Raw genomic sequence first — 23,833 nt, forward strand, 5'->3', positions numbered from 1 at the left:
CATTCTATGGAAAAGAGAGTTGTTTTGAAAAGCCAATTTGTATTAGTACTAATGCTGATCATATCTCTTTTCCTTTTTGTTGAAACTTTGTACATTATCAGATATGTGAAGGAATCGCGGTCGGCTGAATTTGAGGTAATTTTTTATGATAATACTACACCGATCAGGATTCTCCTGGATGATGAAGGATACGTTCTTCAGCCTGGGGAGAGTTTGATGCTAAGTATTGGGCGAAATGACGAAGTAATTGTCGAGCAAGAAGTAGCCGGAAGATACACAGTAAGAGGTGGCGGAAAGATAGTCAATGTGAGTATTCCGCGTGTGAAAGTGAGTGTAAAGTGATGGGGAATTATCGAAAGACGGAGATGGTCAATCTCGTAATCTTTGTTTTCGGTTCATATATAGATTACAGATTGCAGGAGATTCAACCTGTTCTTGAGAAAAGATTTGGGCCAGCAGACTACATTTCAAAGGCTCTGGATTTTGATAGGTACACATCTTATTACAATGATGAAATGGGATATGGCTTGAGGGGAAAATTGATCTCCTTCAAAAGGCTTATTCACCCACAACAGATTTCTCTGATAAAAAGATTGACGAATGCGATAGAAGATCATTTCACGTTGGAAGGCAATCGAAAGGTAAATCTGGATCCGGGTTACATTCATCATGCGCAGTTCGTGCTGGCCTCTACGAAGCACTGGGCAAATCGTGTTTATGTTGGAGACGGCATTTATGCAGAAATTACGCTTATGTACATCGATGGCTCTTTGAAACCTCTTCCATACACTTATCCCAATTACAAAGATCGTGAATACATAGAAGAGCTTATGAAAATCAGGGAGTTGTATCTTCTCAAGAGAAAGGAAAGGCTATGAAGCTCGGAGTTCTTTCTCTGGGATGCTCAAAGAATATCGCTGACATGGACAACTTCATGGGGATAATGGCTAATAGAGGACACGAGATAGTTGAAGATGCTTCAGTTGCGGATTTGATAATTATAGATACCTGCGGCTTTATTGACGATGCAAAAAAGGAGAGTGTGGAGGAAATCTTCAAATTCATTTCTCTTAAGCAAGAGAATCCTGGATTGAAGGTAGTAGCTGTAGGGTGTCTTGTGCAGCGATATTTTGATGAACTAAAATCGGAAATTTCTGAGATAGATGGACTTATAGGAGTTACAAGTCCATTTACTCTTGCAGATCTAATTGAAAATGGGGAGTTCTTCTATTTGAAGGAGCCAGATGGAGTATACGACTTTTCCAGTAGAGTGGTCAGCAGTAAGTATTCTGCTTATGTGAAGATAGGAGATGGCTGTAACAGAAACTGCGCCTTTTGTTCTATTCCTAATTTCAAGGGGAAGTCGGTGAGTCGAAATCCAGATAGTATAGTTAAAGAGACACTTTCTCTCATAAGAAAAGGAGTAAAGGAGATCGATCTCGTTTCTCAGGATTGTACACAATATGGAAAAGACTTGAATGAGAAAACGGATCTCAAGAGCCTTCTTGAGAGGCTCAACAATATTGATGGGGATTTCTGGATAAGAGTTCTTTATCTTCATCCTGATCACGTTGACAACGAGCTTGTCGATTCGATTCTCTCACTGTCAAAAGTCGTAGATTATTTTGATATTCCAGTTCAAAGCGGTTCTACAAGAATCTTGAAGAAGATGGGGAGGATAAAGGATTCAGATCGGTTGCGCGAGCTGCTGTTTGGAATAAGGCAAAAGGCTCCTCACGCTATTCTGAGAACAACCTTGTTGATTGGTTTTCCCGGTGAAAGTGAAGCAACATTCAATGAAACCCTTGATTTTGTGAGAAGTGTAAAATTCGATAGACTTGGAGGCTTCGTTTATTCCAACGAAGAAGGGACTCAGGCATTCGGCCAGAAGAGGACGATCGGCAGAAAGGCGGCTAAGGAAATGCTCAATTCGTTGCTTGAAGAACAGGACACGATTTCAGCCGGAAGGCTTTCCCAGTTCAAAGGACAGATAATGACTGTTCTTGTTGAAGAAAGCGGTTCAAGTTATTCACTTGGAAGAGCCTATAACAGTGCGCCAGACGTTGACGGAGTGGTGGTACTTAAAGGTCATAATGAGGATGGGGTTTTTGTTAAAGCGAGAATTACTGATTCTTATGAACATGACATGGAAGGTGTTATCTTGGATGAACTTGCCTAATATTTTAACTTTATCCAGAATGTTGCTTACTATACCTGCATTGCTGATGCTAATGAGCGGGAGTGTTGTGGGTCACTATTTTTCGTTTATTGTTTTCGTTGTCGCTGCTTTGACAGATTTCTTCGATGGCAGAATAGCGCGAAAACGTGGACTGGTTACGGATTTAGGAAAATTCCTTGACCAGATCTCCGATAAGATACTGGTTACTTCAGTTTTCTTAGGGTTTATGGGACTGTCCAGGATCAGTCTGTGGTTCCTCTTTATCCTCATATTCAGGGATACACTTGTGTCAGGGATTCGAATGGTTGCTTCAAGTAAGGGAAAAGTGATTGCCGCGGACATATTTGGCAAAGCCAAGACCGTGGCGCAAATTACGCTCTTGATACTTCTTTACTCTAATTTGCTCTGGGGATTTCCCGCTCCGAGTGTGATGGTTTGGTTCGAGATCCTTGTTGCTATCATAACGGCGTTAAGTGGGGGCAATTACCTACTTAAGAATCTTGATATCTTTAAGGGAGGAAAGTAAATTGCGCTCTTTTATTGCAGTTGACACCGGCGAGAGAGTCCCGGCCATGATAGACGGTATATCGGAAAAGCTTAGAAGAATGGGATTCAAAGCATCCTGGGTGCCTGGAGCAAACGCTCATGTCACGCTCGCATTTCTTGACAACATTGAGTTGGAGAAACTTGCTTTGCTCGCGTCGATGCTTTCTCGCAGATTAAGAGGCTTTCCTTCTTTTACTTTGGAGACGGGTAGAATAGGTTATTTCAAGCACAAGGATCTGCCGAAAGTAATCTGGGTTGCAATCGAGCGGAACCAAAATCTTGTCAATCTCCAGAGAGAAACAAGAGTAGTGCTTGAGGCGTTAAGTCTTCCTGTCGACGAGAATTTCAGACCCCATCTAACAGTTGGAAGAATGAAGTTTAGTCCACCCATGTGGCGCAAGTTTCTAAGCACTCTTGAAAATGAGCGCATAATCTTCCCCGTTGGAGAAGTTACAATATTCGAATCTATCCTTTCGAGGGAAGGTGCAACATACAGGAAGGTCTTCACATGCAGTTTTGAAGGAGGACTGATTGAACATGCTGTCTAAGGATAAGAAGAACGCACTTGAAAGGGCAATAAAGGACATTGAAAAACAGTTTGGTAAGGGTTCAGTAATGTTGATGGGTGATAAGGAAGAACACAAAAGCATAGAAGTTATCCCTACTGGATCGCTTGCAGTTGATATCGCTTTGACGGTTGGAGGATACCCGAGAGGTAGAGTTGTTGAGATCTATGGTGCGGAGTCAAGTGGCAAGACGACCATTGCCTTGCATGCTATTGCAGAAGTTCAGAAGCGCGGTGGAATAGCTGCTTTTATCGACGCCGAACATGCGCTGGATATTCACTATGCCCAGAACCTCGGCGTAGATGTTGACAATCTTCTTATTTCTCAGCCAGACTACGGGGAACAGGCCCTCGATATCGTCGATGGTCTTATAAGATCAAATGCCGTTGATCTAATTGTAGTAGATTCTGTCGCTGCCCTGGTCCCTAGAACTGAGATTGAGGGGGCTATGGGTGAACTTCAAGTCGGACTCCAAGCCCGTCTTATGTCTCAGGCATTGAGAAAGATTTCCGGAAATGTTAGTAAGTCCAAATGCATAGTCATTTTCATTAACCAGACGAGAATGAAAATTGGGGTAGTTTACGGGAACCCTGAAACCACCACTGGAGGAGTAGCTCTTAAGTTTTACTCTTCAGTAAGGCTTGAGATAAAAAGAGGGAGCGCGATAAGAGAAGGAAATACGGTCCTTGGAAACGAGACAACGATAAAAGTCGTGAAGAACAAAGTTGCGCCTCCATTCCGAGAAGCGAAGGTTGACATAATCTATGGACAGGGTATTGAACATGCAAACGAGCTCTTCAATCTTGCGCTCTCAGAAAACATGATAGAGAGGAAAGGCGCCTGGTATACCTACATCTCGGAAGATAATAATGAGGTAAGTCTTGGTCAGGGAAAGTCAAACGGTGTGGAATTCATGAAAGAGAATCCCGAATTGATTCTTGAAATAGAAAACAGGCTTAGAGCAAAATACAATTTGCCACTCTTAGAAGCTAAAAAAGAGGAGAAGGAAGAGGAAGGATAGTGCTTTCCGATCCAATGAAGGATGCAGTTAGATACATAAGGTATAGGATGAGATCCAGAAAGGAGATAGAAGACCAACTACTGAAAAAGGGTTATTCTCAGGAAGAAGTCGATGAGGTCATTGAAAAACTTGAAGAGCAAAAGCTAGTAGACGACAGAGTCTTTGCCAGACTCTATGTAAGCGATGGACTGAACGTTCATCATAAGGGCCCATTCAGAATCAGACAGGAGCTTTTCAAACTGGGCATCTTGGAAGAGATTATCTCTGATTCAATTGAGAAGGAATTGGAAAACTGCGACTTGAAAGAGATTGCGAAAATTGCGATTGGTAGTGCAGAAAGGACAGATGCTGATAAAATACGAAGAAAACTTTATAGAAAAGGATTTTCGTCTTCGTTAATAGACGAAGTAATTGACGAAATTGATGAGAAATCATGAAGGGAGGGAGCTGGTTTCCTCGACTGAAATTGAAAGGACCAGCGTTGAGAAACTATGATGTTTTTGATTGGTATAATAGCCGGCCTCGCAGCAGGGATAGCGCTGGCTTATTTTATATTCACCCCCTCTGCCGTGAAGAAGGCGAAGGAGGAGCTGCAACTCCAGCTGAAATCGGCGAAGCAAGATTCAGAATCGATCATAAAAAGGGCTCAGGAAGAGGCAGATCATCTGAAGAAAAAGGCTCTCATTGAAGGGCGCGAAGAACTCCATCGACTTAGGGAAGAGCAGGAGAAGGACTTCAAGAGAGATCGAGAGGAACTGAAGCAATGGGAAGACAGGATTTCGAGAAGAGAAGACAACATCGACAAAAAGGAAGAAGCTATTGAAAAGACGAGAATGCAACTAGATTTAGAGCGCGCTCGGGTTGAAGAAATGAAAGAAGAAGCTGAAAAGAAGCTCTTCAGTTTGGCCGAGCTTTCGATGGAGGAAGCCAGGAATATGGTTCTGAAGAGAGCTGAAGAGATATATGAACATGATCTTGCCCAAAAGCTGAAGGAATTGAAAGATCACTACGATGAAGAGGGAAACCGTTACGCAAAATGGGTAATCGTGAATTCTGTGCAGCGTTACGCTGCAGACTACACAGGAGATGTGACGGTAAGCGCTGTTAGCCTCCCTTCAGATGAAATGAAAGGTAGGATTATTGGAAGAGAGGGTAGAAATATCAGGGCCTTCGAAAAGCTAACAGGTTCAGATCTTGTAATCGATGACACACCTGAAGTCGTAGTCGTATCTTGTTTCAATCCTCTGAGAAGAGCAATAGCCAAGATGACTCTAGATAGACTTGTGGAAGATGGCAGAATTCACCCGGCAAGAATCGAGGAAATGTACGAGAAATCCAAGAAAGAGATTTACAATGAAATAAAGGAAGCCGGTCAGGAAGCGTTAATGAAAGTGGGAATTCCTTCTATGCATCCGGAGCTTGTCAAACTTCTCGGTAGACTGAAGTTCAGGACCAGTTACGGGCAGAACGTCTTACAGCATTCGATCGAGGTAGCGCATTTGGCGGCGTTGATGGCCTCGGAACTTGGACTGAACGTCGATAAGGTGAAGAGAGGTGCAATTCTTCATGATATCGGGAAGGCGATTGATCACGAAGTTGAGGGATCCCACGCAATAATCGGCGGAGAAATCGCAAAGAGATACGGCGAAAAGAGTCACGTGGTGAATATGATTCAGTATCACCATGGTGAGACCGAAGCTTTAACTCCTGAGGCAGTTCTGGTAGCCGCGGCAGACGCAGTCTCGGCATCCAGGCCCGGAGCAAGAAGAGAGTCGCTAGATATGTACATAAAGAGGCTGGAGAATCTCGAAAATATTGCCACCGGGTTCAAACACATAGAGAAGGCTTACGCTATTCAAGCCGGGAGGGAAATTCGAGTCATCGTTGAACCTGAAAAGGTTGACGATCTTCTTGCTGAAAAGATGGCCATTGATATAGCAAAGAAGATTGAAGAAGAACTGGAATATCCCGGTGTTATAAAGGTTACTGTAATAAGAGAGCGAAGAAGCGTCTCTTATGCTTCCTGAAAGATTGACATAGGAAAAGCAGTGATATAAAATTGAAACCAGGTGCCAACGTAGCTCAACCGGTAGAGCGGCTCATTCGTAATGAGCAGGTTGGGGGTTCAAGTCCCTTCGTTGGCTCCAGATGCGCCCTTTACGGGCGCATTACTATTGGTGGTGGGAAAAATGGATAACTTCGAGTTAGAGGTTCTTCGATTTGTAAAAGAATGGGATCTCGTACGCGAAGGGCAGAGAATTCTTGTTGCCGTTTCCGGTGGAAAGGATTCAATGGCTCTCTTAAATGTTCTAAACAACTTGAAATCAACACTGAAGATAGAGCTCTTCGCGGCTAACCTAAACCATGGCCTTCGCGAAGAGGGACCCCAAGAAGAGGCAAGAATGATTGAGCAGTTCTGTGAAGATCGCTTTATAGATTTTTTCCATGAAAAGCGCGATGTGAGGGAATACATGAGAACGAAGAAGGGAGAATCAATTGAATCGGCTGCAAGGGAAGTAAGATACGGTTTTTTGAGAGACGTGAAGTCTATGATAGGAGCCGACCGCATTGCTCTTGGCCACAATCGAGATGATCTTGTGGAGAATACCTTATTGAGATTGGTGAAGGGGACAGGCATGAAAGGCGTAATTGGGTTGCGCCCATCGAACGGCGATTTGATAAGGCCACTGCTGTTCAGCGATATGCAACGTATTATAGATTATGTTACAATTAACAAGGTTACATTTATGGAGGATGAAACCAACGCTGAGGATGGTTTTGAGCGCAATTTCCTGCGTTTGCGGGTCATACCAGAACTAAGAAAGATAAACCCGGCGCTTAACAAAGCAATTTGGAGGTTCTTTGAAAATATCTATGATGGATACTCGTTAATTGATTCGAGGGTTGAAACGCTAATGTCTAGATTTGGGAAGGCAGATGGGATATATTTCGCTAAGCTCTCTGAACTGAGAGAGATAGAGAAACCTCTCATTCTTGAGCTGGTTAGAAAGATAGTGTCTATGATGAGTTTTGACAACTACCCTCCTTCTCGGCAGCGTGCGTTAGCCTTTTTTGATCTCTTCTCTAAAGACGAAGGTCGGTGGACAGTCGAGTTCAAAGAGAATTTGAAAGCTTCCAGGATTGGCAAATATGTGTTTTTTTACAGAGGAACCCTTGAGTTTCATGGGCATGAAAAAAGTTTTATAGAGTCCATTCCTTTTGTCTGTGAGGCTGAAGGCTGGCAAATTAAAGTCGAATCCAAGGCGGGAATTTCAAGTGAGAATTACGGTGAATTTGATGGTGCTTTCAAAAGTATATGTTCAGATTCCCGAATTATCTTTCCGTTGAGTATTAGAGGGATGAACAACAAGGATAAGATTATACCCTTTGGAATGAAGAGAGAGAAGAAAGTGGTAGATATTTTGTCAGACAAAGGTCTTAAGGGCTTCTCGAGTATGATAATGGTTCTTGAAAACGCTTTTGGAGAGATCCTCTGGATTCCAGGTGTTGTCACGAGCGAGTTGTGTAGAGTTGGCCCCTCCAGTCGTAACAATGTAGTTTTTAGCCTTGAAAGGAGGTAGTTCTGTGGATCAAAAGCCCAGGATTGGAATGATTGTATTTTACGTTGTTTTAGGTTTATTCCTGCTGATTGCTCTCAGGGGCCTGTATCCAACTGAGACAAGCATTGTAGTTCCTTACACAAAATTTCTGGATGACTTCAATAACATAATCGATATAGTTGTTTACGACAGCGGAAAAGTTGTCTACATAACGGGAGACAACCCAAGAAGGTCTCTTGAGACTTATGTTCCATCTCAGACGCTTGTAACACAAACCTTCCAGAATCACATTGACTTGCTTGCTGAAAGAGGCGCAAACATAACGTTCGAGCGAGGAAGCGATTCTCTTTTCTGGGTGAATCTCCTCGGTACTTTGATCCCTCTGGGGATAATCATATTCATATGGTTCTTCCTAATGAGATCAATGTCCGGTAGGAATTCTCAAGCCTTCACTTTTACGAAGAGCCCCGCAAAGAAGTACGTTAACACTGATAAGAGGGTGACTTTCAAAGATGTGGCAGGAGTTGATGAGGCGCAGCAAGAACTTGCAGACATTGTCAGCTATCTCAAGGATCCGTCGATATTTGCAGACACTGGCGCAAGAATGCCAAAGGGTCTTCTGCTTGTGGGGCCTCCCGGAACGGGAAAGACATTGCTTGCAAGAGCCGTAGCTGGTGAAGCAGGAGTTCCGTTTTTCTTCATTAGCGGGTCGGACTTCGTCGAGCTCTTCGTGGGAGTCGGTGCGGCAAGAGTGAGAGATCTGTTCACTCAGGCGAAGTCTTCAGCGCCTTCGATTCTTTTCATCGATGAAATCGATGCGGTTGGAAGACATAGAGGAGCAGGGCTTGGCGGAGGGCATGACGAGCGGGAACAGACTCTAAACCAGATTCTAGTAGAGATGGATGGATTTGATGCTAAAACAGGTGTCATAGTAATAGCCGCAACAAACCGTCCAGACATTCTCGATAAAGCTTTGCTAAGACCTGGGAGATTCGACAAGAAAATATCTGTTGATCCTCCTGATTTGAAAGGGAGATCAGAGATTCTCAAGATACATATGCGCGGAAAACCGATAGATCCCGAAGTCGATGTTCAGCTCTTGGCAAGGAGGACACCTGGATTTGTCGGTGCAGATCTTGAGAACCTGATCAATGAGGCGGCAATTCTCTCAGCCAGAAAAAAGAAAAAGATGATTGGAATGGCAGAACTTGAGGAAGCCATTGATAGGGTCCTGGCCGGTCCTGCAAAGAGATCGAGAATCATAAACGATAGAGAGAAAAAAATACTTGCCTATCACGAACTGGGCCATGCGGTTGTCGGCTTAATTCTTCCAAAGGCGTTCCCGGTTCACAAAGTAACAATAATTCCTCGTGGGACTTCTACCCTGGGTTTTACGGAGAGTCTACCGCTGGAGGATAGGTATCTCATAACCAAGTCTGAGCTTCTGGATAATATGGCGCAGGCGCTTGGAGGAAGGGCAGCCGAGGATCTTGTCTTTGGAGAAATAACCACAGGAGCTGCTAGTGATCTGGAAAGAGCCAGCGCGATGGCGAGAAGTATGGTAACACAGTTTGGAATGAGTGAAAGACTGGGACCCATTGCCTGGGGCAAAGAGGAAGAAGAAGTATTCCTGGGCAGAGAACTCACACGGATGAAGAATTACTCGGAGGAGATCGCTAGCGAAATTGACTCCGAAGTCAAGACTATTGTTCTCACTTGTTATGAAAAAGCTAAGAGAGTCCTTTCTGACCATAGAAAAAAGCTTGATGATGCGGCAGAGTACCTTCTTCAGAAAGAGACTATTTCGGGGAAGGAACTGGCCGATATTCTTGGACTCGAAGGCGGTAACTATTACAAGGATGATCTTGAGACCATAGACATTGCTCCAGGAGCATCTGCAGAAGAGCCAGATATTGCAAAGGATTAAAGGTGGCGAAAAATGCTGGATTTAGAGCGGTTAAGATCGCTGGAAAACAGTGAATTTACCCAAACTGTTATTCCTACCGACGTTTCTTTGAGATGGTCGGAACGGTACGATGTTGAACTGCTAAATCTCCTGTCTACCAGTGGACTGATGAAGATTGTCCACAGTTGTGGCCACAATCTGATATCTGACTTCGAATCGGATTTACTGGTTTCTGTGGTTTCTGAAACATCTGTAAAACACTACTCTCCCATATTGATGGAAGAGGAGCTCGTTATAAACATCAGGATAGTATCCGTTTCAGATAGTGCGGAAGTGCACTTTTCCGGGTCGGTTGTACAGCTAGGAACCGAAGCGGGTGCTTTTGAATTCTCCAGGAAGTTCATCTCTGTTGACTTCTTTAGGAGAGCATTTGGTGCGTAAACCGAGAGACAGAAAAAGCTGGAGCGAGTATGAGATAGTTTCCAGACTCAGATCAAGAGAGCGATTTGTTAAAGAAATACGTGGTTTTGGAGATGTGAAGGTAGCAATTATCTACCCGAACTCATATAAAGTGGGAAGCGCAAGTCTATCGACTCATGTTTTGATGACTAAGTTCAACGAGCTGGGTAGTATAAGGGCGGAGAGATTCTTTTTTCATGAGGGTTTTTCGAAGTATTATTCTTTTGATTCATTAACGCCGCTAGATGAATTTGTGATTTGGTCTTTTTCTGTGCATTTTGAACTCGATCTGCTCAACGTCTTTGAAATATTGAATAAGTTCTCGATACCCCTTAGGAAGGAAAAAAGGAACAGGTTTCATCCGTTGATCCTTATTGGTGGAGCCTTAACCTACTTCAATGACTCTCTTGTATCTGAAATTGCAGATGTGGTTTATAGGGGAGATCTTGGTGAGAAATTCCTCGAGCAACTCTCTGCCATTGATCATCGCATGAGTAAAGAGGAGATGGTTTCTACTCTCGAGACAGAACACCAGGAAACGATTTTTTCTAATTGCCTGGGTGAAAGCGCTTTTATCAGTCCGGATTCGGTCTTCGGAGACAGGTATCTCATAGAGATTGGTAGAGGATGCTTTCGAAAATGTAAGTTCTGTGTCGCGGGATACAAATTTGGAAGGCCAAGGTTCAGAGAATTGAAAGACACGATTGATCTCATGGATTCAGTCGCGGGATTCACAAAGAGATTTGGACTGATTGCTGCGACGGTTACAGATTATCCAGATATTGATGAGATAGCAGAACACTGTATTGAAAAGGGTTATGAGCTGTCAGTTTCGTCTCTCAGACTTGATTCTCTATCGGATACATTGATGAGGTCTCTGAAGCTTTCCGGACAAAGCTTTTTCACAATTGCTCCGGAGGGGGGAAGCCAGAAGATAAGGAATGCCTTTGCAAAGGGGATAAGCGAGGAAGATATCACTGAGGCACTGGAGTTAGGAAGGAATAATGATTTTCACAGGGTGAAGATGTATTACATATATGGAGCTGTTTTTGAGACCCAGGATGACAGGACAGAAATATCGAAAACAGTGCATCAAGCTCTAAAGATGGGTTATTCAAGTGTAGTACTTAGTCTGAACCCGCTGATTCCGAAACCCGGCACGCCGTTTGAGAATATGCCAATGGAGTCGGTCGGCGTTCTCAGAAAGTTAGAGAGGGAAATAAGATCGGAACTGATGATGGAGGGAGTCAAACTCGATTTTGAGAGCCTTAAAGAATCGCGGTTGCAGTTTGCCCTTGCCAGCATCGATAGAGAAAAAGGAAGAGAATTACTTGAACTTGTCGAGCGTGGAATTGATCCAACACCTATTCTGAACAAATACGCAGAGGATGTGAATTCGGAACGGAAGGAGTGGAAAGAGCATGGCAAAGAAGAGTATTCTGGTCGTTGATGATGAACCTTCGATCGTGGAGCTCCTTACTTTCAATTTAAAAAAGGAGGGCTACGAAGTCCTGAAAGCTTATGATGCAGAAGAAGCGTTGAAGATTGCCGAAGACAACGAAACAGACATGTTTATCGTCGACATTATGCTTCCAGGAATGGATGGATTCGAACTTGTAAGAAACCTTAGAGCGACAGAGAAGTTTAGACAGACACCCGTAATTTTCCTGAGTGCGAAGAGTGAAGAATTTGACAAGGTGTTGGGGTTAGAGCTTGGTGCAGACGACTACATCACCAAACCGTTCAGTGTTCGAGAAGTGCTGGCTAGAATAAGAGCGGTATTTAGAAGAATTCAGCAGAGTGCGCAGGCAAAAGAGGAAAGGCCAAAGAAGATACTCGCAAGAGATCTCGAAATCGATACAGAAAAGTACGAGGTAAGAGTGAGGAACAGAATGGTTAACCTTACCCCTCTTGAGTTTGAACTACTAAGATTCCTTGCAGAGAACGAAGGAAAGGTTTTCAGCAGGGATGTGCTTCTTGATAAACTCTGGGGATACGATTACTATGGTGACACAAGAACTGTTGATGTTCATATCAGAAGACTTAGAACGAAAATCGAAGAAGACGCTTCTACTCCGAAGTATATAATCACAGTCAGAGGAAAAGGCTATAAGTTCAGAGATCCCGGAAAGGAAGATTGATTAATTGCTTTATGCTGTCCTCGCTGCTGTTGCGGTGATAGCTTTTCTCTTCATGATTCTGTTTAGACATGAGAATCAAAAGAATAAGAGATTAGAAGCCGCTAAAAGGCGCTTTGCGGATCTCGTCGAAGTTCCGAGAAGCGCCGAGTTTATCTTTATATATAAGAAGGTTCAACAGCTGATCTCAAGTATGAAAGAAGAGATTGCTCTTCTAGATACCAGGATCGAAAACCTTGTCATGATCTTCGACAACTTAAGCGATGCCTTCTTGATAGCGTCGGAGGACGGAAAGATCGAATACGCCAACAAAGCTGCGCAAGAACTTTCTAGCAAGCAGCTCGTAGGTCTAAGAATCAGTGAAGGGATAGACAGTTACTACATTGGCGATCTCTTTGAAGATTCGGTTAGAACTCAGGAGAGTCAAGAGTCCGAGATAACTATATACTATCCCAGAAGATCGGTAAGAAATTGCAAGATAATGAGAGTCACTCTTAAAAGTGAAGTTAGATATCTCATCCTTCTCCGCGATATCACGAAGGAGAAGGAAGTTGAGGCAATGAGAAGAGATTTCGTCGCAAATGTCTCCCACGAGCTTAGGACACCGCTAACATCAATCCACGGATACGCTGAAACACTTGCCGAGGACGATCTTGAGGATAAAGAGACTGTCTACAGATTCCTTTCTATAATTGAAAACGAATCTGCCAGAATGACGAGATTAATTAACGACTTGCTCGATCTGGAAAAACTTGAATCCGGTGAAGCATCATTCAGCAAAGAGGATGTGGAGTTAGGAGAGGTGGTCAACTACGTAATGAGAATTGTTGAGCCTCTCGCGAGTGAGAAGAATGTCTCCATAAATGTCGACGTAGATGAAGGGATTTTTGTGGAGGGTGATTTTGACAGACTTGTACAGCTTCTATTGAACCTTGTAGACAACGCCGTGAAATACACCTTTGCCAAGGAACACGGGCCAAAAGAAATCTGGCTCAGAGCCTATGCCCAGAATAACTCCGCAATGATAGAAGTAGAAGATACTGGAGTTGGAATACCGGAAGACTCTTTGAAACACATTTTTGAGCGCTTCTATAGAGTAGACAAAGCTCGATCGAGAAAAATGGGTGGGACCGGCCTCGGACTGGCGATTACAAGGTTTATTGTTGAGAAGCACGGAGGCACGATTTCCCTTGAGAGCGAGTACGGTACAGGAACGATCTTGAAAGTCAAGCTACCGCTTAAGAAGGTGTTTGAATGAGAATATACGACATAATAATGAAGAAGAGAAATGGTTTTCCCAACACCAGAGAAGAGCTGGATTCACTGATAATGGGTTTCGTTGAAGGAATTGTGCCTGATTATCAAATGGCGGCATGGTTAATGGCTGTTTACTTCAATCACCTTAATGCAGAAGAGAGGTTCCATCTCACTGAAATTATGATAGAGTCTGGTGATCGGATTGATCTTTCGTCTATCAAAGGTCGAAAAATCGATAAACACTCTACCGGTGGGGTTGGCGACAAGGTTACTCTTGTTGTTGGACCTATTGTAGCAGCCGCCGGCCTAGTTTTTGCTAAATTGTCTGGAAGAGGGCTTGGTCATACTGGTGGGACAATCGACAAACTTGAATCGATTCCGGGTTTTGTGACTTCACTGGACATAGAACAATTCAAAAGGCAAGCCGAGCGCATTGGTATAGCCCTCGCAGGTCAGACAGCGCAAGTTGCAGTTGCGGACAAGAAACTTTATGCTCTTCGAGATCTTACAGCAACTGTTGATGAGATCTCGCTAATTGCGTCAAGCATAATGAGCAAGAAACTCGCAGTAGACTCGGATGGAATTCTCCTTGATGTCAAGATTGGTACAGGAGCCTTCATGAAAGATCTGGATGGTGCCAAAACGCTTGCAAGAGCTATGATTGATTTAGGAAGAAAGAACGGAAGAGCCACGAAGGCTGTAATTAGCGATATGAACCAGCCGCTGGGCGTTTCAGTGGGAAATTCCCTTGAGGTTGTTGAAGCCATCGATACCCTTAAAGGACGCGGTCCACAGGATTTTAGCTCTCTGTGTAGAATAATTGCGGGTCAGATGCTCGTAGCGGGCGGGATGAAAAGCGAGGCAGACGCATTGAGGACTGTCGATAGACTGATACTCTCCGGCGAGGCACTGAGGAAATTCGATGAATTTGTCTACGCTCAAGGAGGTCCAGAAGGATTTTCCGCAAGTTATGCAGTTCATTTCAAAGAGGCCGAAATTGTTGAGGAAGTCAGGACAAGTGTAAGCGGGTACGTACAATCAGTTGATGCGGAGTCTATTGGACTAATCTGCATGAGGCTGGGTGCTGGAAGAGAACGTAAGGAAGACGTTATTGACCCATCGGTTGGAATAAGAATCTTGAAGAGAATTGGTGATAGGGTCGAGAAAGATGAAGTTATCGCAGTTATTTATGCAAACGACAAAAGAAATGCCGATAATGAGGCTAAGAAGCTTGTTGATAGCTTTGTCATTTCAGAGCAGAAAACATCCCCTCCTCCAATAGTTTACGAAGTGATCTAAGGAGTGCATTATATGAAACGCATTATCTTTATTTGTTTTCTTCTCATTTCATTGGTCTCATCAGCAAAGAATCTGATATACCTTGATGAAAGAGGGCAGACGAGGGTCTTTACCAACTCCGTTGTAACTGACCGATCTATGGACTTTGTAAAACTTGATATTATCGGTGAGCTGATAAGAGGAGTAGTTGTCTCTCAATCACTTCGACAGGAAGAGACAATAATGATTCTCCCTTCGGGAATAATTGTTTCTCTATCTCACGAGACAAAAAGGGCAACCGTGGAATTTGGAAGTGAATTTGACAACTCGATGATCTTTAAGGATGGCATGGTCTACATTAATGCCGAGCTACTTGCCGCAATTACCGACAAGTCTTTCTTCAGCGAGACTGAGGCACTGATACTCTATGCGCAGCCTGTAACGATAAAAAGCATTGTGAACAGGCCTGAATCTGTTTCAATTACTCTGGATAGAGACGTTCTCCCGGATTTTTTCACTGTCTGGTGGACTGGAAGCGGTTCTCTAGCCTTAACCTTGAAGCCGGCGAAAATCGATCCTTTTCTGGATGCAGAAGGAGTGACAGTGGCCACTGGAAGGGGGTTTGTAAAGATATCCGTGGAGAAACCCTGGCCAGACGTAGAATATGAGATTAAAGGGAGAACCCTCACTCTCATGGGAAAAAGCGGCATAGGGAGAACGATAGAGCAGGAAACGAGTACGGATTTCAGCTTGAATATTTTTGAATCTTATTCAGGTGGCCAGAAATTTACTATGTCTTACCTTGAAATGAACGGCTCCAGCTTCTCTTTTGGCGTTCAACTTGCGAACAATGGGATTGGTGGCCTCGAAAAGGCAACTGATATTCTGAGAGAGAGTGGTTCAGAGATTATGATAAACGGCGGCTACTTCGACCAGAATCAAAACCTCCCCATTGGTCTTCTTGTTCAAAACGGAAAAGTCTTAGGTCTCCCAAGCCTGGGAAGACCGGCGATATATTTCACTGAAGATGGAAAAACATATGTTACAAGGATGGACATATTGTACCTCGCAAAATTCGATGATCGGTTCGTTCAGATTACGGGTGTTAATTCTCCGTACAGAGGCGAAGCAGTGCTGTACACCGATGAATACCGTAACAGTATTCCAGAGTTCGATGACTTCACTTATCTGTCGGTAAAGGATGGAAGGATAGTAAAGGAAGGATTTTCATCAAAGGTGGAGAGGGATACTGATTTGCTGGTTCTTTCACCATCGTCTTTGCAGAAAATTGGAGATACTGCTTTTGTAGGCAGATCGGTTTCCTTTGAACTAATGAATTCATTTGGCGTGAAGATCACCGGAGCAGTTGAGGGTGGACCCATGATAATTCATAATGGGAGACCGGTCACTAATTATGAGCAGAACTACTACTCGGCATCTCTTCTGGATGTCAGAGCACCGAGAACGCTTGTTGGCATCAAAGAAACCGGAGAAGTAGTATTCATTGTTATCGATGGATACCAGCACAGTAGCTATGGCTTAACTTTCAAAGAGATGATAGAATTCTTTAAAGACAAGGGATTTGAATCTCTAATGTGTCTTGATGGCGGCAAATCATCGGTGATGTCTGTGAATGGCGAAATAATCAATTCTCCATCCTCGGGAGTTCCCTCTCTTCCCGTAATAATAACCGGGTCGCGTAAATAGATAGAAATAGATTTGGAGGTGGTCAGATATGGACAAGATTCCGGTCGATGCCAAAAGAGATATTGTACTCATTGGGCACCACGGGTCAGGTAAAACTCAAATTGTTGATGCGATGCTTTTCAACGCAAAGCTTATTGATCGAATAGGCATCCTGGCGACTGATTCAGAAGAAGTCGAAAAAGAGAAGAAAGCAAGTTTCTCAATGGGAGTCACCAGCTTACCCCACAATGATAAGAGAATCTATGTGATCGATACTCCCGGTATGTCGGATTTTTATGCCGAGACAGCAAATGGTATTTTTGCATCGGAGAATGTTGTTGCGGTAATAAATTCAACTGCCGGGCTTGAGATACAGACAGAAAGGTTCGGTTCGATTGCCAAGGAGCTCAAGAAGGGGATTATTGCGTTCTTCAATATGCTTGATAAGGAGAGAGCCGGTTACGAAGAAACCCTCTCGGATCTGGCGGATACATTTGAGAGAACCCCGGTCCTTGTACAGCTTCCAATCGGGAGAGAAGCGGACTTCCGGGGAATTGTAGATTTGGTGAAGATGAAAGCCTATATTTACGAGAACGAAGGCGCTTTCAAGGAAGAGGATATTCCTGCTGATCTAAAGTCAGCGGCCGAAGAGTCTAGAACGAAAATGATCGAGGATATTGTTCAGAACGACGAGGAACTGATGATGAAGTATCTGGAAGGAGAAGAACTCTCGACAGAGGAACTGATCACTGCCCTCAGGAAAGCCTACCTTGCGAACGAAGTAATTCCGGTCCTTCTTGGATCAGCTGGAAAGAACATTGGAATTTCACAGCTCCTGGACTTTGTGAGTGCAGTTGGCAAGGGGCCTTCAGAAGCTTCTCCGAAAGCGGCAACGCTCCTCTCCGGAGAAAAGATTGATGTAGTTCCTGCTGAGGAAGAACCACTTGTTGCCTACATTTTCAAATCTGTTGTCGATCCCTTTGTTGGTAAGCTCACTTTTATGAAACTGCTTTCAGGAACTTTGAAGCAGGGAGACTCTTTCTATGTTGTTGATCAGGATTCCTCCGAAAAGGTAGGTCACGTTATGCTTCCGGAGGGTACAAAGGAAATTGAAGTAGATGAGGCGACGGTCGGAGACATAGTGAAGCTTAGCAAACTTAAGAAGAGCGCTGCCGGTAACACTGTTGCACACAAGGATAGGCAGCTGAAGCTGGACCTACCGGTTATGCCCGAACCAATGATATCAAAGTCTATCCAGCCGAAGTCAAAGGGAGACATAGATAAGATAAGTGGAGGTCTTGCCAGACTGGCAGAATCCGATCCCACATTCAAGTGGGAAAATGATCCTGAGACCAACGAGACAGTTATCAGCGGTCTTGGTTCAGTCCATCTGGACATTATGATCGAGAGGCTTAAGAAGCTATTCTCTGTTGATGTAGAAGTTGGAAAGCCGAAGATCGCTTACAGAGAAACAGTAAGGAAGACTGTTGAGGCCGAGTACAAGCACAAAAAACAAACTGGTGGGCATGGCCAGTATGGGCACGTTCAGATAAAGATTGAGCCCAATGAACGCGGCGCAGGTTTTGAGTTTATAGACAAAATCGTTGGAGGTGTTGTTCCAAAGAACTATATCCCAGCTGTCGAGAAGGGCATTGTGGAAGCTATGAAGAAAGGTGTTCTCGCTTCATATCCCGTTGTCGACGCAAAAGTAACCCTTTTCTATGGATCATACCACGACGTTGACTCTTCAGATATGTCATTTCAAATAGCTGCAAGACAGGCTTTTAAAAACGGGATGGCAGAAGCAAACCCTGTCATTCTTGAACCTTTGATGGACGTCGAGGTCTTTGTTCCTGAGGAGTCCACGGGAGACATAATGGGTGAAATAACTTCTAGAAGAGGTAGACCAATGGGAATGGAACCTCAGGGCAAGGGTACTTCAAAGGTAGTCGCCCAAGTTCCTCTCGCAGAGATGCTAGACTTTGCGAATAAGCTCAGCTCAATTACGAGTGGTCGTGGATACTTTACCATGAAATTCAGTGGTTATCAGGAGACTCCGCCCGATGTCCAGCAGAAGATCATTCTTGAAAGGCAGAGAGAACTGGAAGAGCAGCAGAAGTGAGATTATAAACGATACTTGAGCGGGGGAAATCCCCCGCTTTTCTTTGAACGTTAGTTGACCAGTGGATGTCATAGGATTGAGAGTTAGGAGGAGCCGAGAAAAAATGCACGTGGGCTATATGACTTATCTTTTGAGATTGTATGGAATAAGTTCCTTAAAGGAGAAACGAGCCGTAATCAAGCCTGTCCTAAATGACCTTCGAAGGAAATTCAATGCTTCAGTCGTTGAGACGGGGAAACATGATTCAAAACAAGAGAGCGAAATCACTGTCTGCATGGTGGCAAACGAAAGGGGCGAACTCGATTCGCTCTTTCAATCGGTTTGGCAGCGAATAATCTGGAACGGTCTCGAAGTCTCAGGAGAGGACGGAGAGATCTGGTAATAAATGGAGGTGAAGAATGAAGAAAATTCTAGTCTCGTTAATGCTGGTGTTTTTAGCATCTATTTCTATTTCTCAGCAGTTGTATATCTTCAGCGGGTTTTCTATCTATTCCGGAGAAGTCGTATTCGAGAATGGGACCGCAATCATAGAATTGCCGTATGGAGCTGATATCGTACCCGAAAGCCTTTCAGTGTTCGGTGCTCCTGAGAGAACACATATAAGATATCTTCCTGCCGATAGCCTAAAGTCCCTATATGAGAAACAAATAGGGAGATGGATCAAATTCCTCTTTGACGATGGAAGATCGGAAATGCTAGAAGTTATTTCTGACTTTCCCGTATTCAGAAATTCATATGGAGAAATACTTGTCAATCCAAAGGGCTCACCTGTTTTCACTGGTGAGTACACTCCAGCAGGACAATTCTTGCTAGAGACTCAAGAAAACTACAACGGGCACGCGAGGTTTGCCTACCAAACGACGAATAACAACTGGACAGCAAGGTACTCCCTATCGGTGGACGATTTTTCAATGACTGGTCTGATGATTGTTGACTTAGGCGTTGAGCCACCGTCAACAATTACACTTGTATCTTCGAATCCTGAATTTGGCTACTCTGCTAGAGAGAGTTCAAGCAAAATGGCTAATGCATCCTACTCAATATCCCCAACTACTTCTGGCGCTGAAACAAGGCTTTACGAGATTTCTGTCCCGCTGAGCCGTGGGATCAATTACATATCATTTCTATCGAGGTTTGTTGAAGGAGAAAAGAGGCTAGTGTTCAGGGCCAACTGGGGAGCGAGCAACTATACGGGTGTCGATATTGATGTTCGCCTCAAAGAGGTCCCGCTAGATCTTCCATCTGGTATTATAGATATCTGGAGCGATTCGGTTTACTTGGGCTCGGCGGGAATTGGGAACATAGCTGAAGGAGAGAACATTTCACTGGAAAGCGTTGCAAAATCTATTGAAATTGCCGGAAAGAAGATTTCGGAGACAATGAAGACTGATAGTACGTACAGATACATTAGAAATACATATTACGTGAGAAATCTGTCTGAAGAAACGTCAGCGGTAGTGATCGAGGACTATCTTGGACAAAATGTAGACCAAATCAATATGGAAAATAACGAAAAATTCGAATACGTAAAAGCTGAAGGAAAATGGTCGGCAGTTATAACGGTTGAACCCGATCAAATTGCAGAGGTTAAAGTTGATTACAGAGTACGATACGGTAACTAGAGAAGTTCGCGCCAAGGCAAAGTCGATGTGCTCTCCGGAAAGATTCGAGCATATTTTGAGAGTGGAAAGACTCGCAAAGAGATTAAGCAGCATTCATGGTATCGATTCCTCAGGAGTTGGTCTCGCTGCCGTTTCACATGATATGTTTAGAGACCAGGCGGAAGACGAACTAATGAGACTAGCTATTTCCTTCGGGATTGATATGACTGAAATGGAGAGGGTTGCACCTGTTCTTCTTCACGGAAAAGTTGCCGCCCTTTATCTCAAAGAGGAATACGGAGTTGACGGTGATGTCTTTCAGGCTGTCTACTGGCATGTAAGCGGGATTCCGGGCATGAGTACTACGGGAAAGATTTTGATGATTTCGGATATTGCTGAAGAAGGAAGAGACTTTTCCGAAGCCCTTCATATTCGTGAAACTGCAGAAGTAGATCTGGAAAAAACATTTGTTGACGTGATAAGATTGAAAATAACATGGGCCGTTGAGTCGGACAGTCTCTTGCTTCCCGAGACCGTGTGGACGTGGAATGAATTACATGGAGGTGCCAGTCATGTCTTTAATTAAGCCCAAGAGACGACGTGGTCCAAAACTATTGTGGTTGATTTTGGTGATTGTACTTGTCGTTGTAGCAGGTGCAGGCTATGTGTATTTCATAGTAAATGGGGTCAACAGCAGCGATGAGATGAAGGCAGAGTATGTAGATTATCTCTTCTACTGGCAGTCTGCGGATAATCCTCTCTATTACTATGTAAGGACTACGACGGTGGGCAGAACATCGCTTGTAATCTTCCCAATTTTCGCCACTATTCAGAACTCCAAAGAGGTTCTTGATCCGCAACTAGGAGCAGATGCCGTTGAAGCAGTTCAGAGTTGGCTTGGTACTTCAGGTGATTTCTCTTATTTCGTCAATTTCACCCCCGACTTGATAGATGCTCTTTCTTCAAAACTCGGGGTCAATGCTTCGAATCCTGTCGAACTCATCGATGCCATGGCTCTGCGAGGGTTTAAGTTATTTGATTACTGGAAGATAAATGATTTCGTTCAAACCGTTAAGGAGTACGACGTCGCTTCCATATTGACTTCTGAAGGGATCGCTGTTCTACTTCGTCGCCTGGGAAATTCATCGAGGATGACCTATAAGCTCGAAACCTTAACTGAGTTTCCGATGAAGATATCAGTAGGAGTTGGAGGCGAAACGGTTTCACGAATGTATCTTAAACCCGATTCACTGGAGACAGTAAAAAAGGCATTAGCAGACTAATGAAATCTGTTCATCAATTTCTTGTGGCGTTGACGGTGCTGCAAGTTTTTCTCTTTTTCTTTCTGATTTTTCTCATTTTCAGGGATGCTTTTTACTCTTTCTCGGCAAAAGATCTTGCGGCAGAGAGCTTCCTGGTCGTAGGAGTAGATTCCGGTGGAAACTCAAGTGACGCAGTTGGTGGAAGAACAGATTATATCTCTATTGTGTATTTTCGGAATTCCGGAGGTCTCGTGTTAAAGAGCATCCCCAGAGATACTGTAGTTACTTACAGATCTGAAAAGAGAAAGATCAACTCCCTGTACAACTCCTTTGGGATAGAGGCGCTTATCGAGGAAGTGGAAAAGCTTACCGGGAGAACGATAACGGGCTCCGTTGTTGTTGATTTCAATACTGTGACCGAAATAACGACCTTTACCGGTCCTATTCGTGTTGAAGTTACGACGCCGATGCATCATGACGATTTCCAGCAGGGACTTCACATCCATTTCGAACCTGGCATTTATTTTCTCGAAGGTGAGGACCTGCTGAAGTTCCTTCGCTACAGAAGCTCTGATTCGGGTGATCTTGGTCGGATCGATAGACAGAAGAGAGTGTTGGAACAGCTCATCCGAAATCTTGTAAGTGCCGGGCCGTCGAAGATGATAGAAATGATAGATTTCGTGCTTGAAAAGACAGATATCAGCATAGACAAGAAGACTCTCACTGACTTCGCCGTTGCTTTCTTCACAGGCAAGAGGTCTGTAAGTTTCACACAGATAGATTACTACATCGATGATGAGGGTCAGATAGTTCCAACCGGTCCCGGCAGCGATGAACCGAAAGCAGTCGAAATCGAAAGCAAATCGCCGAAGATTCTGGTGATAAACAATATTCCCGACTATGAGGAAAGATTTGGAGATTTCGCGGAAACAATAAAAAGTCAGTGGCTTGCTCAGGCAGGAGTGAAAGTAGATGCCACGGGTTTTGTACCGAATATTTCAGGCATTGAAAAGCGCGATACATATCTGTTCATAAATTCGAAAGACTCAGAAATTAGAGAGCTCTTCTCAAAGGCGCACGTCTATCACAGACCCTTTGTTATGTTGACTTCCAGCTTCGGAGGGCTTGATTATTATTATGCGTTGATAGATTCCCTGTCAAAGAATAGATTCTATCCAGCTAAGTATGATGCTTATGTGTTGCTTGGAGTAGGGGGAAGGTAGTAGATGAGGAGCATTTTCAGGGATTTCACTTATGATTACTTCGGCATTTTGAGCTATCCAAAGGAGAGATGGTTCGATTTCTGGACAAGTTATAGAGAGAAGCATCCTAGAGTTCTAGAGGAGTACATGTTCAAGAACAACCTTGACGAAGAAGAACTCTCTCTGTCACTAGACAAACTCGAAAGGAGAGAGATTGACAGGCTGTCTCACTACTGGGAGATTCAGGGACCTATTGAGAAATCGAGAGTTCTGAAAGAGCTCGGCAAGATGTCTCCCCAGCTTCATCTTGAAAGAGAGGATTTTGTGATCCACATACTGGGTGCCCTTGGAAGACAGCAACATCTCATAGTCCCAACATCCAGAGGAAATGTAGTGATGATAGATCTCCTGTTTTGCTGGAAAGAAGGGAGCATCAAAGACTTCTCAAGCGTCATATTGGCGGCCCTGAAGGATTTCCTTGAGTATTCAAGGGTAAACGTGCGTCATACTATGGACAGCGGGAAACGATCCGAAAGATTTGACTTGATACTTGATGTGATTGAGAGAGAAATCAAAGGCCGTTCTTTCAAAGAAAAGATGGCAATGATCTCTAAGCTCCTGGACAAGTATGTTGATTACTACAACTGGACTGGCTTTTATCTCGTCAATGAAGAGAGATCCCTTGTTTTAGGGCCTTACGTCGGAGAACCCACGGAACATGTGAAAATCGCCTTTGGAAGTGGAATTTGCGGACAAGCCGCAGAAACTAAGAAGGTTTTCCTGGTGCCGGATGTATCAAAGGAGAACAACTATCTCTCTTGCAGTTCAAAGACGAAAGCCGAGATCGTGCTACCTTTAATAGTTGACGGAAAGGTAATAGGTGAACTGGATATTGACAGTCATTTTCAGAATAGTTTCGACCGCCTAGATGAGGAATTTCTCGAAAAAGTATGTGGACTCCTGATTGCAAGCTGAAAATGGCTAATATTGGGGTGCATAGTATTGTAACTTTATTAAACTATAAATGACATTGTATCTTTGGCATTCCTT

General features: G+C 43.8%; 23 protein-coding genes and 1 tRNA gene. All 24 read left to right on the top strand.

Translation table 11 applies throughout. The features are described 5' to 3' along the window. Positions 1 to 6: 6 nt before the first annotated feature. The 24 genes from THEBA_RS01975 to THEBA_RS02090 all read left to right on the top strand — a co-directional run bounded on the left by THEBA_RS01975 (position 7) and on the right by THEBA_RS02090 (position 23,758). Positions 7 to 342, top strand: a complete 336-nt coding sequence (locus tag THEBA_RS01975; protein WP_006491950.1) for a hypothetical protein — start codon at positions 7 to 9, stop codon at positions 340 to 342. After that, the gene (locus tag THEBA_RS01980; protein WP_006491952.1) at positions 342 to 878 is read left to right on the top strand and encodes a DUF4416 family protein; all 537 of its coding nucleotides are present in this window, start codon (positions 342 to 344) and stop codon (positions 876 to 878) included. The genes THEBA_RS01975 and THEBA_RS01980 overlap by 1 nt, the downstream gene beginning before the upstream one ends. After that, positions 875 to 2,179: a 30S ribosomal protein S12 methylthiotransferase RimO gene (gene rimO / locus THEBA_RS01985; RefSeq protein WP_014730224.1), complete on the top strand. Its 1,305-nt coding sequence runs from the start codon at positions 875 to 877 to the stop codon at positions 2,177 to 2,179. Before THEBA_RS01980 ends, rimO begins: the two co-directional genes overlap by 4 nt. Then, complete coding sequence (gene pgsA / locus THEBA_RS01990; RefSeq protein ID WP_014730225.1) at positions 2,166 to 2,705, top strand: CDP-diacylglycerol--glycerol-3-phosphate 3-phosphatidyltransferase; 540 nt, start codon at positions 2,166 to 2,168, stop codon at positions 2,703 to 2,705. Before rimO ends, pgsA begins: the two co-directional genes overlap by 14 nt. Position 2,706: 1 nt before the next feature. Beyond that, positions 2,707 to 3,273, top strand: coding sequence for an RNA 2',3'-cyclic phosphodiesterase (gene thpR / locus THEBA_RS01995; RefSeq protein ID WP_014730226.1), 567 nt, complete (start codon positions 2,707 to 2,709; stop codon positions 3,271 to 3,273). After that, a complete protein-coding gene (gene recA / locus THEBA_RS02000) occupies positions 3,263 to 4,312 on the top strand; it encodes a recombinase RecA (protein ID WP_014730227.1) in 1,050 nt (349 codons plus the stop codon). The genes thpR and recA overlap by 11 nt, the downstream gene beginning before the upstream one ends. After that, positions 4,312 to 4,749 (top strand): regulatory protein RecX, encoded by a 438-nt coding sequence (locus tag THEBA_RS02005; protein WP_014730228.1) that lies wholly within the window; start codon positions 4,312 to 4,314, stop codon positions 4,747 to 4,749. Before recA ends, THEBA_RS02005 begins: the two co-directional genes overlap by 1 nt. Before the next feature lie 54 nt (positions 4,750 to 4,803). Further along, positions 4,804 to 6,339: a ribonuclease Y gene (gene rny / locus THEBA_RS02010; RefSeq protein WP_006491959.1), complete on the top strand. Its 1,536-nt coding sequence runs from the start codon at positions 4,804 to 4,806 to the stop codon at positions 6,337 to 6,339. A 44-nt stretch (positions 6,340 to 6,383) separates the two neighbouring features. Further along, positions 6,384 to 6,459, top strand: a tRNA-Thr gene (locus THEBA_RS02015). A 42-nt stretch (positions 6,460 to 6,501) separates the two neighbouring features. After that, positions 6,502 to 7,893: a tRNA lysidine(34) synthetase TilS gene (gene tilS, locus THEBA_RS02020; RefSeq protein WP_014730229.1), complete on the top strand. Its 1,392-nt coding sequence runs from the start codon at positions 6,502 to 6,504 to the stop codon at positions 7,891 to 7,893. A 4-nt stretch (positions 7,894 to 7,897) separates the two neighbouring features. Then, the gene (ftsH, locus tag THEBA_RS02025; RefSeq protein WP_014730230.1) at positions 7,898 to 9,799 is read left to right on the top strand and encodes an ATP-dependent zinc metalloprotease FtsH; all 1,902 of its coding nucleotides are present in this window, start codon (positions 7,898 to 7,900) and stop codon (positions 9,797 to 9,799) included. 12 nt (positions 9,800 to 9,811) lie between these two features. Further along, on the top strand, positions 9,812 to 10,219 hold the full coding sequence (locus THEBA_RS02030) for a thioesterase family protein (protein WP_006491964.1): 408 nt from the start codon (positions 9,812 to 9,814) through the stop codon (positions 10,217 to 10,219). Next, entirely contained in the window at positions 10,212 to 11,687 is a 1,476-nt protein-coding gene (locus THEBA_RS02035) for a B12-binding domain-containing radical SAM protein (RefSeq protein ID WP_014730231.1), read from the top strand. The genes THEBA_RS02030 and THEBA_RS02035 overlap by 8 nt, the downstream gene beginning before the upstream one ends. Then, positions 11,659 to 12,378, top strand: a complete 720-nt coding sequence (locus THEBA_RS02040; protein ID WP_006491968.1) for a response regulator transcription factor — start codon at positions 11,659 to 11,661, stop codon at positions 12,376 to 12,378. Before THEBA_RS02035 ends, THEBA_RS02040 begins: the two co-directional genes overlap by 29 nt. A 4-nt stretch (positions 12,379 to 12,382) precedes the next feature. After that, on the top strand, positions 12,383 to 13,633 hold the full coding sequence (locus THEBA_RS02045; RefSeq protein ID WP_006491969.1) for a sensor histidine kinase: 1,251 nt from the start codon (positions 12,383 to 12,385) through the stop codon (positions 13,631 to 13,633). Further along, positions 13,630 to 14,931, top strand: coding sequence for a thymidine phosphorylase (locus tag THEBA_RS02050; RefSeq protein ID WP_014730232.1), 1,302 nt, complete (start codon positions 13,630 to 13,632; stop codon positions 14,929 to 14,931). The genes THEBA_RS02045 and THEBA_RS02050 overlap by 4 nt, the downstream gene beginning before the upstream one ends. A 12-nt stretch (positions 14,932 to 14,943) precedes the next feature. Next, entirely contained in the window at positions 14,944 to 16,617 is a 1,674-nt protein-coding gene (locus THEBA_RS02055; protein WP_014730233.1) for a phosphodiester glycosidase family protein, read from the top strand. A 28-nt stretch (positions 16,618 to 16,645) separates the two neighbouring features. Next, positions 16,646 to 18,718: an elongation factor G gene (gene fusA / locus THEBA_RS02060; RefSeq protein WP_006491972.1), complete on the top strand. Its 2,073-nt coding sequence runs from the start codon at positions 16,646 to 16,648 to the stop codon at positions 18,716 to 18,718. 103 nt (positions 18,719 to 18,821) lie between these two features. Then, the gene (locus THEBA_RS02065; RefSeq protein WP_006491973.1) at positions 18,822 to 19,100 is read left to right on the top strand and encodes a DUF503 domain-containing protein; all 279 of its coding nucleotides are present in this window, start codon (positions 18,822 to 18,824) and stop codon (positions 19,098 to 19,100) included. A 16-nt stretch (positions 19,101 to 19,116) separates the two neighbouring features. Continuing rightward, positions 19,117 to 20,340: a hypothetical protein gene (locus THEBA_RS02070; protein ID WP_014730234.1), complete on the top strand. Its 1,224-nt coding sequence runs from the start codon at positions 19,117 to 19,119 to the stop codon at positions 20,338 to 20,340. Continuing rightward, on the top strand, positions 20,312 to 20,905 hold the full coding sequence (gene yqeK / locus THEBA_RS02075; RefSeq protein WP_006491976.1) for a bis(5'-nucleosyl)-tetraphosphatase (symmetrical) YqeK: 594 nt from the start codon (positions 20,312 to 20,314) through the stop codon (positions 20,903 to 20,905). The genes THEBA_RS02070 and yqeK overlap by 29 nt, the downstream gene beginning before the upstream one ends. Next, a complete protein-coding gene (locus tag THEBA_RS02080; protein ID WP_014730235.1) occupies positions 20,892 to 21,602 on the top strand; it encodes a hypothetical protein in 711 nt (236 codons plus the stop codon). The genes yqeK and THEBA_RS02080 overlap by 14 nt, the downstream gene beginning before the upstream one ends. A gap of 35 nt (positions 21,603 to 21,637) precedes the next feature. Then, complete coding sequence (locus tag THEBA_RS02085; protein ID WP_236609191.1) at positions 21,638 to 22,804, top strand: LCP family protein; 1,167 nt, start codon at positions 21,638 to 21,640, stop codon at positions 22,802 to 22,804. Positions 22,805 to 22,807: 3 nt separating this feature from the next. Next, complete coding sequence (locus THEBA_RS02090) at positions 22,808 to 23,758, top strand: GAF domain-containing protein (protein ID WP_014730237.1); 951 nt, start codon at positions 22,808 to 22,810, stop codon at positions 23,756 to 23,758. Positions 23,759 to 23,833: the final 75 nt, after the last annotated feature.

It is taken from the genome of Mesotoga prima MesG1.Ag.4.2 (assembly GCF_000147715.2).
GTDB lineage: Bacteria > Thermotogota > Thermotogae > Petrotogales > Kosmotogaceae > Mesotoga > Mesotoga prima.